The organism is Streptomyces griseus subsp. griseus, assembly GCF_003610995.1.
Taxonomy (GTDB): domain Bacteria; phylum Actinomycetota; class Actinomycetes; order Streptomycetales; family Streptomycetaceae; genus Streptomyces.
Map to the genome: position 1 here is coordinate 3,862,903 of NZ_CP032543.1, position 12,714 is coordinate 3,875,616.

10 protein-coding genes and 1 pseudogene are annotated in these 12,714 nt (G+C 71.4%); 1 reads left to right on the forward strand and 10 read right to left on the reverse strand.

Going from position 1 to position 12,714, the window contains the following annotated elements; all coding sequences use genetic code 11:
* Positions 1-7: 7 nt before the first annotated feature.
* The 9 genes and pseudogenes from D6270_RS17195 to D6270_RS17235 all read right to left on the reverse strand — a co-directional run bounded on the left by D6270_RS17195 (position 8) and on the right by D6270_RS17235 (position 10,211).
* On the reverse strand, positions 8-832 hold the full coding sequence (locus D6270_RS17195; protein WP_109164618.1) for an HAD family hydrolase: 825 nt from the start codon (positions 830-832) through the stop codon (positions 8-10).
* Entirely contained in the window at positions 829-2,106 is a 1,278-nt protein-coding gene (gene serS / locus D6270_RS17200) for a serine--tRNA ligase (RefSeq protein WP_018513723.1), read from the reverse strand. The genes D6270_RS17195 and serS overlap by 4 nt, the downstream gene beginning before the upstream one ends.
* A 733-nt stretch (positions 2,107-2,839) precedes the next feature.
* A complete protein-coding gene (gene pheA, locus D6270_RS17205) occupies positions 2,840-3,775 on the reverse strand; it encodes a prephenate dehydratase (protein ID WP_093686853.1) in 936 nt (311 codons plus the stop codon).
* A 174-nt stretch (positions 3,776-3,949) separates the two neighbouring features.
* A complete protein-coding gene (efeB, locus tag D6270_RS17210; RefSeq protein WP_239476944.1) occupies positions 3,950-5,164 on the reverse strand; it encodes an iron uptake transporter deferrochelatase/peroxidase subunit in 1,215 nt (404 codons plus the stop codon).
* 77 nt (positions 5,165-5,241) lie between these two features.
* A complete protein-coding gene (locus D6270_RS17215) occupies positions 5,242-7,146 on the reverse strand; it encodes a copper resistance CopC/CopD family protein (RefSeq protein WP_109164617.1) in 1,905 nt (634 codons plus the stop codon).
* A 10-nt stretch (positions 7,147-7,156) separates the two neighbouring features.
* The gene (locus D6270_RS17220) at positions 7,157-7,606 is read right to left on the reverse strand and encodes a copper chaperone PCu(A)C (RefSeq protein ID WP_109164616.1); all 450 of its coding nucleotides are present in this window, start codon (positions 7,604-7,606) and stop codon (positions 7,157-7,159) included.
* The gene (locus D6270_RS17225; protein WP_109164615.1) at positions 7,603-8,262 is read right to left on the reverse strand and encodes an SCO family protein; all 660 of its coding nucleotides are present in this window, start codon (positions 8,260-8,262) and stop codon (positions 7,603-7,605) included. Before D6270_RS17225 ends, D6270_RS17220 begins: the two co-directional genes overlap by 4 nt.
* Before the next feature lie 142 nt (positions 8,263-8,404).
* Complete coding sequence (locus tag D6270_RS17230) at positions 8,405-9,163, reverse strand: YcnI family copper-binding membrane protein (RefSeq protein WP_109164614.1); 759 nt, start codon at positions 9,161-9,163, stop codon at positions 8,405-8,407.
* A 200-nt stretch (positions 9,164-9,363) separates the two neighbouring features.
* A pseudogene (locus tag D6270_RS17235) lies at positions 9,364-10,211 on the reverse strand (hypothetical protein).
* A 315-nt stretch (positions 10,212-10,526) separates the two neighbouring features.
* On the opposite strand from D6270_RS17235, the gene D6270_RS17240 reads away from it, so the two are divergent.
* Entirely contained in the window at positions 10,527-11,141 is a 615-nt protein-coding gene (locus tag D6270_RS17240; protein ID WP_109164612.1) for an ATP-binding protein, read from the forward strand.
* A 30-nt stretch (positions 11,142-11,171) separates the two neighbouring features.
* Here D6270_RS17240 and D6270_RS17245 read toward each other — a convergent pair whose 3' ends face one another.
* Positions 11,172-12,653 carry an aminopeptidase P family protein gene (locus tag D6270_RS17245; protein WP_109164611.1) on the reverse strand — a complete coding sequence of 494 codons (1,482 nt, stop codon included), beginning with the start codon at positions 12,651-12,653 and terminating at the stop codon, positions 11,172-11,174.
* Positions 12,654-12,714: the final 61 nt, after the last annotated feature.

The window sequence follows — 12,714 nt, forward strand, 5'->3', positions numbered from 1 at the left end:
GCTCGCGTCAGTGCGGCGTTGCGAGAGAGCCCGTGCGGAGCAGCTCCTCCAGGACCACCGCGATGCCGTCGTCCTCGTTGGAGGCGGTGATCTCGTGCGCCACGGCCTTCAGGGTCTCGTGGGCGTTGGCCATGGCCACACCGTGCCGCGCCCAGCCGAACATCGGGATGTCGTTCGGCATGTCACCGAAGGCGATGGTGTCGGCGGCCTTCACCCCGAGCCGGCGGGCGGCCAGCGAGAGGCCGGTCGCCTTGCTCAGCCCGAGCGGGAGGATCTCCACGACGCCGGGGCCCGCCATGACCACGTCGACCAGATTGCCGACGGCGGCGCGGGCCGCGGTGGCCAGGTCGTCGTCGTCCAGCTGCGGGTGCTGGAGGTAGACCTTGTTCAGCGGGGCCGCCCACATCTCGGAGGCGTCCTCCACGAAGACGTACGGCAGCCGCCCCTCGTGCACCTTGTACCCGGGGCCGACCAGCACCTCGCCCTCCAGGCCGTCGCGGCTGGCGGCCAGTGCGAGCGGGCCGACCTCCGCCTCGACCTTGGAGAGCGCGAGTCCGGCGAGCTGCCGGTCCAAGGTGAGCGAGGTCAGCAGCTTGTGCTCGCCCGCGTGGTAGACCTGCGCGCCCTGGCCGCAGACGGCGAGGCCGTCGTAGCCGAGGTCGTCCAGGATGTGCCGGGTCCAGGGGACCGAGCGCCCGGTGACGACGATGTGCGCGGCACCGGCCGACGTGGCGGCGGCGAGTGCCTCGCGCGTGCGCTCGGAGACCGTCTCGTCCCCGCGCAGCAGGGTGCCGTCGAGGTCGGTCGCGACGAGCTTGAAGGGGAAGGTCACTTGGCGACCGGTTCCAGGACCTCGCGCCCGCCCAGGTACGGACGGAGCACTTCGGGGACCCGGACCGAACCGTCGGGCAGCTGGTGGTTCTCCAGGAGCGCCACGATCGTGCGCGGTACGGCGCAGAGGGTGCCGTTCAGCGTGGCCAGCGGCTGGACCTTCTTGCCCTCGCGCATCCGGACGGAGAGGCGGCGGGCCTGGAAGCTGTCGCAGTTCGACGCGGAGGTCAGCTCGCGGTATTTGCCCTGGGTCGGGATCCACGCCTCGCAGTCGAACTTGCGCGAGGCCGAGGCGCCGAGGTCACCGGTGGCGACGTCGATGACCTGGAAGGGCAGCTCCAGGCCGGTGAGCCACTGCTTCTCCCACTCCAGGAGCCTGCGGTGCTCGGCCTCGGCGTCGGCCGGGTCGACGTACGAGAACATCTCGACCTTGTCGAACTGGTGGACGCGGAAGATGCCGCGGGTGTCCTTGCCGTACGTCCCGGCCTCGCGGCGGAAGCAGGGGGAGAAGCCCGCGTAGCGCAGGGGCAGCTTGTCCGCCTCCACGATCTCGTCCATGTGGTACGCCGCGAGCGGCACCTCCGAGGTGCCGACCAGGTAGTAGTCGTCCTTCTCCAGGTGGTACACGTTCTCCGCGGCCTGGCCGAGGAAGCCGGTGCCCTCCATGGCGCGCGGGCGGACCAGCGCGGGGGTCAGCATCGGGATGAAGCCGGCCTCGGTGGCCTGGGCGATCGCCGCGTTGACGAGGGCGAGCTCCAGCAGGGCGCCGACGCCCGTGAGGTAGTAGAACCGCGAGCCGGAGACCTTGGCCCCGCGCTCCATGTCGATGGCGCCGAGCGCCTCGCCGAGCTCCAGGTGGTCCTTGGGCTCGAAGCCCTCGGCACCGAAGTCGCGGATGGTGCCGTGCGTCTCCAGGACGACGAAGTCCTCCTCGCCACCGACCGGCACGTCCTCGTGGACGATGTTGCCGAGCTGGAGGAGCAGCCGCTTGGCCTCTGCGTCGGCCTCGTCCTGGGCGGCGTCGGCCGCCTTGACGTCGGCCTTGAGCTGATCGGCCTTCTTGAGGAGCTCGGCGCGCTCCTCGGGGGTGGCCTTGGGGATCAGCTTGCCGAGCTGCTTCTGCTCGGAGCGGAGTTCGTCGAAGCGGACGCCGGACGACCTGCGCAGCTCGTCGGCGGAGAGCAGGGCGTCGACGAGCGCGACGTCCTCTCCACGGGCGCGCTGGGAGGCGCGAACACGGTCGGGGTCCTCACGGAGCAGGCGAAGGTCAATCACCCCTCCAGGCTACCGGTGCGCGGATCTCGCACTCGAACCGATATTGCCGAGCGTGTCACTTTGACCGAATTGCCGGAATTGATATTTCTGAGGGGGAATCGCGAGGCGCGATCCGGCGGGCTGCGTCAATAACGGTGGTTAACTCCCCTGATCAGGGCAGAAGGTGCGGGCTTTCTTGACGTACGAGCCTTGGACCGAGGGGGAGTTGGGGTCGCTCCCCCTTGTGTTGTCCACAGGGGGGGTCCGTTCTGGAATAGTTATCCACAGGCTGTGAAGAAGTTCTGTGGATCCCGGAACGGAATGTCCCGAGAGGTGGACGAAGGGCCGTCGATGGCCCAGCCTCTGCGGCCGAAACCTGCCCCGCACGCTCATTCGGGTGGCAATTTGTCGCTCTGGTGAGTTGATCAAGGGAATTCGCGCGACCCGGGAGGGCTCGTGTGGAGTCGGCACTCTGTGGATGCATCCGGACCCACTGCGTTGATTTGTCGATGATGTCGCATTGGGGTGTCGACTTGTCCCCAGGTCGAGAAGCCCGCCTGTGGATAACTCTGCGGGTGGATGACAATCTGTAGGTAGGACCACAGCGGAGCGCGCAGGGCGACCCGAAGCGGCACACGGAGCGGCCCTAACCGGAGCATTCCGCTCCGGTCAGGGGCCGGGACGCCTCGGGACGCTCCGGGGCGAGCAGATACGCTCCGGGCCGAGCCGCCGTCGACCGCTGTCGGTTCCGCTCTCAGATCCGGCCGTCCTGGCTGCGCGCCAGCCAGTCCGAGGCCTCGGTGAAGGCGCTGTCCGAGGTGCCCGCCCGCAGCGGCCGGACCTCGTCCGCCGAGACGCCGGCCCGCGGATACGAACCGAGGAACCGCACCTTCGGGCAGATCCGCTTCAGCCCCATCAGCGCCTCCCCCACCCGCCGGTCCGCGATGTGCCCCTCGGCGTCCACGGCGAAGCAGTAGTTGCCGATCCCCTCGCCGGTGGGGCGGGACTGGATCAGCATCAGGTTGACGCCGCGTACCGCGAACTCCTGGAGCAGCTCCAGCAGCGCACCGGGGTGGTCGTCGCCCAGCCAGATCACCACGGACGTCTTGTCGGCCCCGGTCGGGGCGGACGGCCGGGCCGGGCGGCCGACCAGGACGAAGCGGGTCTGGGCGTTCTCCGCGTCGTGGATCTCCGTGACCAGCGGTTCGAGGCCATAGGTGGCGGCGGCGAACTCACCGGCGAACGCGGCGTCGTAGCGCCCTTCCTGGACCAGCCGGGCGCCGTCGGCGTTGGACGCCGCCGACTCCCACACGGCCTGCGGGAGGTGGGCGGCCATCCAGTTGCGGACCTGCGGCTGGGCGGCCGGGTGCGCGGTGACCGTCTTGATGTCCGACAGCTTGGTGCCCGGCCGTACGAGCAGCGCGAAGGTGATGGAGAGCAGCACCTCGCGGTAGATCATCAGCGGCTCGCCGCTGGTCAGCTCGTCGAGGGTGGCCGTGATGCCGCCCTCGACGGAGTTCTCGATCGGCACGAGGGCCGCCGCCGCCTCCCCGTTGCGTACGGCGTCCAGGGCCGCCGGTACGGAGACCATCGGGACGAGCTCACGGGTGGCGGCTTCCGGGAGCGTGCGGAGGGCGACCTCGGTGAAGGTGCCTTCGGGACCGAGATAGGCGTAGCGCGTGGCTGACATACGCTCACCCTATTGCGCCGTACGACGAGGGCCCCGCCGTCTCAGAATCCGGTCGGAGCCGAGGAATCCGGTCAGCGCCGAGCGCCCCGGCCCGAGAGCCGCCCTCCCGCATGAGCAGCCCGGGCCCCCGAGGTCCCCGCCTTCCCGGGCCACCTCCCCCGAGCCATCCCCGCCTCACCCCTCCAGCAGCCGCTGCCCCACGTACTCGCCCTCCGCCGCCCCGCCCGGCACCGCGAACAGCCCGCTCGCCTCGTGCCGGATGAACGGGGACAGCGCGTCGCCCCGGTCGAGTTTGCGCTGCACGGGCACGAACCCCTTGAACGGGTCCGCCTGCCAGCAGACGAAGAGCAGCCCGGCGTCCGGGGTGCCGTCCTCCGCGATCCCGTCGTGGTACGAGAACGGGCGCCGCAGCATGGCGGCCCCGCCGTTCTTCTCGGGGGAGGAGATCCGGGCGTGCGCGTTGTCGGGGATCAGGAGCCGGCCGTCAGGGCCCGCCTTGTCGAGGTCCATCTCCGTGGTCCCGCTGCCGCCGCTCAGCGGGGCCCCGTCCGCCTTGCGCCGCCCGATGACCCGCTCCTGCCGGTCCACCGGAAGCTTCTCCCAGTCGTCCAGCAGCATCCTGATCCGGCGGACGACGGCGTAAGAACCGCCCTCCAGCCACGTGTGCGGGGTGCCGGGGGAGGCGGGCACGAAGACGCGGCGCTCGAAGTCCTCGTCGGCCGGCTTCGGGTTGCCGGTCCCGTCGAGCTGGCCCATCAGGTTACGGGCGGTCATCGGCCGGGAGGTGGCCCCAGGGGTGCGGTTGAAGCCGTTCATCTGCCAGCGCACCTTTGCTGTTCCCGCGCTCTCCTTCTGTACGGCCCGTAGAGCGTGGAAGGCGACCAGGGCGTCGTCGGCGCCGATCTGCACCCAGAGGTCGCCGTCGGAGCGCTTGGCGTCCAGCTGGTCGGAGGAGAACGCGGGCAGCGGGTCGAGTCCCGCGGGCAGCCGCGAGGTGAGACCCGTACGCGCGAAGAACGTACGGCCGAAGCCGAAGGTGACCGTGAGGGAGGAGGGGCCCGCGTCCAGCGCGATGCCGGTGTCGTGGCCCGGCCCGTCCGCCGCGCCCCCCGCAGGACGGCCCGCCATCAGCTCACGCGCCACCGCCGACCAGCGCCGCATCAGGGCCACGGCCTCCTTGCGGCCCGCGCCCGGCACCAGGTCGAAGGCGACGAGATGGCCCCGGGCCTGAAGCGGAGTGGTGATCCCCGGTTGATGTTTCCCGTGAAACATCGCCTCGGTGGACCCGACGGTGGTCAGGGCGGCCGGCGGATCGGGGCGGGTCGCGGCGTACCCGGCCGCCCCGCCCGCCGCGCCGAGCACCAGCCCGGTGGCGCCCGCCGCGCCCATGCCGCCCAGCAGCCGTCGCCGCGAGACCGCGGTGGGCGCGGGGTCCTGGTCCTGCTTCCTGGTGGTGCTCACGTACCTCAGCCGATCTTCACGTTCTTGTCGATGGTGACCTGGTCGATGTCGGACGTGCGTACCGTCACGTCGACCTTCCACTCCCCCGCCATCGGGATCTGGACGCCGCTCGCCGACCAGTGCCCCTCGGCGAGCCGGTCCGGTACGACCGGAAGCGGGCCGATCTCCTGCGCCTCCAGGGTGAGGGCCACCTTCACCTCCGGGACGTCCATCGGCTTGCCGTCACCGCCGTCGACCCACACGTGCATCTCGTTGGAGCCGGAGCGCCCGGGGTCGATGTCGATCCGGACGGTCCCCTTGCCGTTCTGACCGCCGGTGTCGAAGGGCATGCTCAGGTTGACGGGCCCCGCCGCGGGGGCGGGTGCCGTGCTGGCGGCGCCCTTGGCCTCCACCTCCGTACGGCCCGGCTCGGTCGACGTCAGCACGGTGGTGACGGCCAGCAGGACCACGGCGATCGCCGCCTCGGCCAGGACCGAGCGGCGCAGCCCGGAACGCTCCGGGTCGGCGTCCCGTATCCGCTTCTTCTTCGTGGCGGTCAGGACGGCCTGCTGACGGGCCAGTTGGGCGGCGCGCTCGGGGCCGACGCCGTCCGGAGCCGCCACCGGACCGGCAACCTCCTCGACGGCCTCGCCGGCCACGGCATCCGTCAGCCGTCCCGTCCACCGCCGCGAGAACCACGCCACGGCGAGCAGGACCGCGATCAGCACGACCTTGGCGATCAGCAGCTGCCCGTACCGCGTCCCGGTCAGCGCCGGCCAGGAGCCGACCTGCCGCCACGACTGGTAGATCCCGGTCGCCGCCAGCACGAGGACGCTGCCGAACGCGACCCGGGAGAACCGTCGTACGGCACCGCTGCCGATGTCCGGCGTCCGGTACAGCGCCACCAGGAGCGCGACCAGACCGCCGAGCCAGGCGGCCACGGCCAGCAGGTGCAGGACGTCCACCGGCATGGCGATCCCCGCCTGGATGCCGGTCGAGGCGTGCTCGGACATGGCCCAGGTGGCGGCGATGCCCGCCGCGACGACTCCGCCGCCGATGGCCAGGCCGAAGGTGAGGTCCTTCTTCTCGACGGCGTCCTCGCGCCGCGCGTACGTACCGAACAGGACGGCGATGAACAGGGCGGCCGCGCCGAGCAGCAGCAGCCGCGAGACGAGGGCGGCGCCCGGCTTGGTGTCCAGGACGGCCTGGAGCCCGTCCAGGTCGAAGGCGTCGGCGAACTTCCCGCTGCCGGTGTACGGGTTGCGCAGCAGCAGCATGACCAGGGTCGCCGCGGTCAGGGTGAGCCAGCCGCGCACCACGAGCCGCTGCATGGGCCGGGCGGACGCGCCCCGGGGCCAGCAGCCCAGGACGAAGGCCGAGCCGCCCACGAGCAGGGTGAACCCGGCGTACGCGGCGTACCGCGCGATGCCGTAGACCGTGCCGACCGGACCGCCGCCCACCTCCTCGGAGGGCAGGGCCACGGTGGTCTCGGAGGGGGCGCCGATGGAGAACGTGAAGGCGCCGGAGATGGGGTGGCTGTCGGCGGAGATGGCCTGCCAGGCCACGGTGTAGGTGCCGTCCGGCAGGCCGGAGTGGAGTTCGACGCCGTAGCGGACGGTGGAGCCGTCGGACAGGTCCTTCGGCTCGGCGCCGGTGTCGGCGCGCTTGCTGCTGGGGTCCAGGACCCTGATCGACCCGTCGCCGACGGCGATCGCCTCGGAGAAGGTGAGGGTGACCTCCTTGGGCGCGGTGGCCACCACCGCCCCGTCCTGCGGGTCGCTCCCGGTGAGGGCGGCGTGCGCGGACGCGGGCCCGGCGCCGGCCAGCATCAGCCCGAGGACCAGGCTGACCAGGGCGGCGACGAGCGCGGCGGCGGCGAACGGCCGCCGTATCGGGGACGCTCCGGGGTGCGGGGCGGTGGCAGTCGTCACGGTCGGTCCCTCACTGCTTCTTCGGGTTGTGGGTCGTTTCCTTCACCGGCAGGTCGACCTTGATGGGGCCGGCCTTCTCGAAGTGCAGCTCGACGGAGACCTTCTCGCCCTGCTTGGGCTTCTTCTTGAGATTCATGAACATGATGTGGTTGCCGCCGCGTTCGAGGTCCAGCTCGCCGTTGGCCGGTACCTCGAACGACGAGACCTCGCGCATCTGCTGGTTCTTCGTCTCGTGGATCGTGACGTCGTCGGAGAGCGGGCTGGTGACCGAGGTGAGCCGGTCGGCGGAGGACCCGCTGTTCTGTACGACGAGGAAGCCGGCGGCCATGTCGCTGACGGGCTGCGGCAGATACGCGCCGACGACCTTCAGCTCGGGTCCGTCGCTCCCGGTGGAGCACCCGGCCAGCGCCAGCCCCGTGGTGAGGGCGAGGGCGCAGGCGAGGACCGTGCGGCGGGTCACGGGTTCTCCCCCTTGATCAGCTTGGGGAGGTCCTTCGCGTACTCCTCGGCGGTGGTGTCCTCGCCGTAGAGCACATAACCGCCGTCCGTCTTCGGGGAGAAGGCGACGACCTGCGCCCCGTGCATCGAGACGGGGTTGCCGTTCTCGTCCTTCGTGGCCGGCTCGATGCCGATGCCGATCTGGCGCGCCCCCGCCTGGATGGTGGGGAAGTCGCCGGTGAGGCCGGTGAAGGTGGGGTCCTGGGCCTTGAGCCACTTGCCGAGCGAGGCGGGGGTGTCGCGCTCGGGGTCGGTGGTGACGAAGACGACCTGGAGCTTGTCCTGGTCGGCCTTGGGCAGGTCCCGCTTGGCGATGGAGATGTTGCTCATGGTCAGCGGGCAGACGTCGGGGCAGTTGGTGTAGCCGAAGTAGATGAGCGTCGGCTTGCCCTTGGTCGCCTCGCGGAAGTCGTACTCCTTGCCGTTCGTGTCGGTGAGGACCAGGTTCGGCTTGGTGAACGGGCGGTCGAGGACGGTCGCGGCCTGGGTCTTCGGGGAGGCCTTGACGTCGGCGATCGACGAGGAGTCCGTCTTGCTGTCGCCGGTGCCGCAGGCGGAGAGGGCCAGCACGGCCGCGGCGGCGAACGCCACGGCCGTCACTGCGTTTCTGTTGCGCATGAAGGGGTGTCCTGAACGTGGTGCGGGTGGTGGAGCCGGCGGGTCCGGCCGTACGGGACGGCCGGACCCGGCAGGTCGGGCCGTACGACGACGGCCGTGACCCGGTGGGTCGGTTCGTACGGGGACGGCCCGACCCGGTGGGTCAGGCCGTACGGCGGCGGCCGGCGAGCACGCCGAACGCGACGCCCGCGACGCCGACGAGGATGCCGATGATGCCCAGCGTGCGGGCCGTGGTGTCGCTGGAGGAGGACGACGCGGCGTGCGTCTCCTTCTTGTCGCCCTCCGCCGAGGCCGCCTTGTCGTCGGACTGGTGGTCGTCGTCGCCCTTGGCGGCCGCGCCACCGCCGTGGTGGTCCTCGGTCGCGGCGGACAGCTTCAGGACCGGGGCGGGGCTGTCGGGTTCCTCGCCGCCCTTGGGCTCCTCGATCCAGCGGACGACTTCCTTGTTGTCGTACGTCTGGATGGCCTTGAAGACCAGCTGGTCGGCGTCCTCGGGAAGCTGCCCGACGGAGACCGGGAACTGCTGGAAGTAGCCGGGCGCGATCTTGGAGCCGTCGGCGGTCCAGGTCACCTTGGTGACGGCCTCGGTGATCTTCCGGCCGTGCACCTCCAGGGGCTTGTCCAGCTTGCCCTTGGTGATGTCGATCTTCCAGCCCGGCACGGCCTCGGGGGTGACGGAGGAGAGCGGGTGGTCGGCCGGGAAGTTGACCTCGACCTTGACCGTGGAGGCCTGGTCCCGCTCGTTGGGGACCTTGAAGTTGAGGGTGGCGTAACCGCCCTTGGCGGCCTCGCCCTGCGGCTGGACGCTGACGTGCGCGGCGGCGGGGCCGGCGAGCAGCAGGACGGTGGACGCGGCGACGCCGGCGGCGATGGCGATACGGGAGACGTTGGTGGCGCTCATGGCAGGAATCACTCCACAGAGGAAGAGGGATACGTCGGAAGAGGAACACGGTGGTCCGGCGCGCGGGTGCGCGACGGCGGCACGACACCTCGTCCGGTCCGTGGAGGAATCCGGCCATGCCCGGGAGAGCCGCCCCCGAGGAGCCGGCCGGTGTGGACGGTCGGTGCTCGGGTACGGCGGCGGTGGGCGCAGGTGTCGCGTCAGGCTGCGAGGGCGTACGGGGCCGGAGGCCCGCGCCTGATCACCAGGTGCTGCAGAGGGTCCCCGGTGACGGGGCCGGCTCGTCGTCGGCCGGACGCGGGGCGCGCGGGCCGTTCGCGAGCTGCTCACGCTCCCCGGCGCGCAGGGCGCGTACGAGCGCGAGCGCGGCGCGCAGGGAGCGCAGCCGGGCGCCGGCCGCGAGCGCCTGAGCGCCGTACGCCGAGAGCCGGGCCAGCTCGAAGAGGGCGGCCTCGCCACGCCGCAGCAGCCAGCCGGCGGCGAGCGCGACCAGCAGGTGGGCCAGGAACATCGGCAGGCCCGGCAGCAGCGCGGTCACCGAGGCGAAGGCCGTCGCCAGACCCGCTCCGCCGTCCGGAGCCGCGGTGGTCGCCGCTCCCGACGCGAGGTGGCTGTGGCCCGCGACGGTCGAGGGGTCTATGCCCGCCGTCGTGACGATGCGGTGGGCGTCGGTGGCATCGATCTGCCCCGGCCCGCCACCGCACACCAGCCCGGCGGCGAAGCGGATCAACGGATTCTCACCGCTGCCCCGGGGCGCGGCGGCGACGGCCTGTGCGCTGCCGTGGCTGCCGTAGGCGAAGAGGACGTGCAGGGCGACCTGGCCGCCCGCCAGCGCACCCGCGATCGACGGCAGGGAGCGTTCCCGTCCGGCGAGGGCCGAGGCCACGGCGAGGACGCCGAGGAATCCGGCGAGCAGGGTCCACGCGGGGACCGGCGCCCCGGCGGCGAACGCGTGTCCCGCCGCGGACAGCACGACGCAGACCGCGGTGAACACCGCGGCCCTCATGAGCCGCAGACCGGCTCCGGCGTGTGCGACAGGCGTGGACATGGCCGGGACATCATCGCACTGCGCACCCTCTCCCGGTACGGCAGGTCCGGAAGATCAGCCTCCGTCCCCAAGCGCGGGCCTCCGTCCCCAATGCGTGCTTGTCATGGCTGTTGGCGGGGGAGGTACGGACCGTGGACACGCCGCTTCCGGAACCCGCCCCCGCCTGCGCCGGGGTGCTCCCCGGCGCGGCCATACACCGGGGTGCGGAATATCCGCATCCGCCGAATGAGGGCTCTCACAGCCGATCCGTGCTTACGAAGTGCCTTGTGCGGCAATACGTATCGGTACGTCGAGCCGCAGCCAGGAGGCTGGAGCATGAGCATCTGGTGGTCACTCCATTTGCGGCGCGAAGCTGCGAGCGTTCCGCTCGCCCGTCGTTTCCTGCTCGGCACCATGGAAACCGCGGGGGTGGATCCGGACATCTCCTTCGACCTGTCGGTCGCGCTCAGCGAGGCCTGCGCCAACGCCGTCGAACACGGCGGCGACCGGTCGGGCCTCGATGAACACGGGGATCGCGGACCCGAGAAGGCCCCGGCGGACTCCGGGCAGTACCGGGTCACGGCCTATCTGGACGGCGAGAAATGCCGTATCGAGGTGGCCGACTCGGGGCCGGGCTTCCCCGCCCGGCGCGCGCTTCGCCCAGCCGCGCACACCGAACACGCGGAGCACATCGAACGGGCCCGGCACCCGGGCCATATCGAGAAGCCGGCCGGCCCGGAGCACATCGAGAAGGCCCGGAGCTCCGAGCCCGCCGGTGCCCAGCCCACGTTCGCCCCGTACCTCCCCTGCGTCGCCGAGAGCGGTCGCGGGCTGGACCTCATCGAGCAGCTCGCCGACCATGTCCAGTTCGGCAACCGGCCGGGCCGGGGCGCGGTGGTCAGTTTCGACAAGGTCCTGAAATGGCGGGAGGGCGCGCTGCTCATGGTGTGAGCGGCGCGCCCTGCCATCAGGCGGAGGAGATCAGCCCTTCAGCTGAGCCATCCAGGCCTCGACCTCGTCGGCCCGGCGGGGCAGCTTGTCGGAGAGGTTCCGGTTGCCGTCCTCGGTGACGAGGATGTCGTCCTCGATCCGGACGCCGATGCCCCGGTACTCCTCGGGCACGGTCAGGTCGTCGGCCTGGAAGTAGAGGCCCGGCTCCACGGTGAGGCAGACGCCCGGCTCCAGGATGCCGTCGACGTACGCCTCGGTGCGCGCGACGGCGCAGTCGTGGACGTCCATGCCGAGCATGTGACCGGTGCCGTGCAGGGTCCAGCGGCGCTGGAGGCCCAGCTCCAGGACCTTCTCCACGGTCAGGTCGCCGAGCAGCCCCCACTCGACGAGCTTCTCGGCGAGCACGCGCTGCGAGGCGTCGTGGAAGTCGCGGAAGGTGGCACCGGGCTTCACGGCGGCGATGCCCGCCTCCTGGGCCTCGTACACCGCGTCGTAGATCGTGCGCTGGAGCGGCGAGAACGTCCCGTTGATCGGCAGGGTGCGCGTCACATCGGCGGTGTAGAGCTCGTTGGTCTCCACACCGGCGTCCAGGAGCAGCAGCTCGCCGGAGCGGACGGCGCCGTCGTTGCGGACCCAGTGCAGGGTGGTGGCGTGCGGACCGGCGGCGCAGATGGAGCCGTAGCCGATGTCGTTGCCCTCGATGCGGGCGCGGAGGAAGAACGTGCCCTCGATGAAGCGCTCGCTGGTCGCCTCGGCCTTGTCCAGGCTCCTGACGACGTCCTCGAAGCCGCGCGCGGTGGCGTCGCAGGCCTTCTGCAGCTCGGCGATCTCGAAGGCGTCCTTCACGAGGCGGGCCTCGGAGAGGTGGACGCGCAGCTCCTCGTCGCGCTCGGCGGTGACCTTGTCGGTGAGGGCGGCCTCGATGGACGCGTCGTGGCCACGGACGTTGCGTACCGGACCGGTGGCCTCGGCCAGCGCGCCGGCGATCTCGCGGACGTCCTTCGCGGGGATGCCCAGCAGCTGCTCGGCCTCGGCGAGGGAGTGGCGGCGGCCGACCCATAGCTCGCCCTGGCCGTCCAGCCAGAACTCGCCGTTCTCCCGGTTGGAGCGGGGCAGCAGGTAGATGGTGGCCCGGTGGCCGCTGTCGCCGGTGGGCTCCAGGACGAGGACGCCGTCCTGGGTCTGGTCGCCGGTGAGGTACGCGTACTCGGTGGAGGCGCGGAAGGCGTACTCGGTGTCGTTGGAGCGGGTCTTCAGGTTGCCCGCGGGGATGACCAGGCGCTCACCGGGGAAGCGCGCGGAGAGCGCGGCGCGGCGGGCGGCGGTGTGCTCGGCCTGGGCGATCGGGTCGAGCCCGTGCAGCTCGGTGTCGGCCCAGCCCGACTTCATGTTCTCGGCAAGCTCCTCGGAGACGCCCGGGTACAGGCCGTTCTTCCGCTGCTTGATCGGCTCCGCGGCCTCGTTCTCTTCGGTCTCCTGCTCCGGGGTCCCCGGGATGAGCTCCTCAGACACGATGTGATTCTCCTTGATACGACACTGGACCACCCCCATCGTACGGGCGTACGGAAGGGGG

Bases quoted from the DNA above. Each gene is read 5' to 3' on its own strand.
- pheA (WP_093686853.1), bottom strand. From the start codon at position 3,775: ATGTCAGCCACGCGCTACGCCTATCTCGGTCCCGAAGGCACCTTCACC.
- efeB (WP_239476944.1), bottom strand. From the start codon at position 5,164: ATGGGCGCGGCGGGCGCCACCGGGCTGGTGCTCGGCGCGGCGGGCGGG.
- D6270_RS17225 (WP_109164615.1), bottom strand. From the start codon at position 8,262: ATGCGCAACAGAAACGCAGTGACGGCCGTGGCGTTCGCCGCCGCGGCC.
- D6270_RS17230 (WP_109164614.1), bottom strand. From the start codon at position 9,163: ATGAGCGCCACCAACGTCTCCCGTATCGCCATCGCCGCCGGCGTCGCC.
- D6270_RS17240 (WP_109164612.1), top strand. From the start codon at position 10,527: ATGAGCATCTGGTGGTCACTCCATTTGCGGCGCGAAGCTGCGAGCGTT.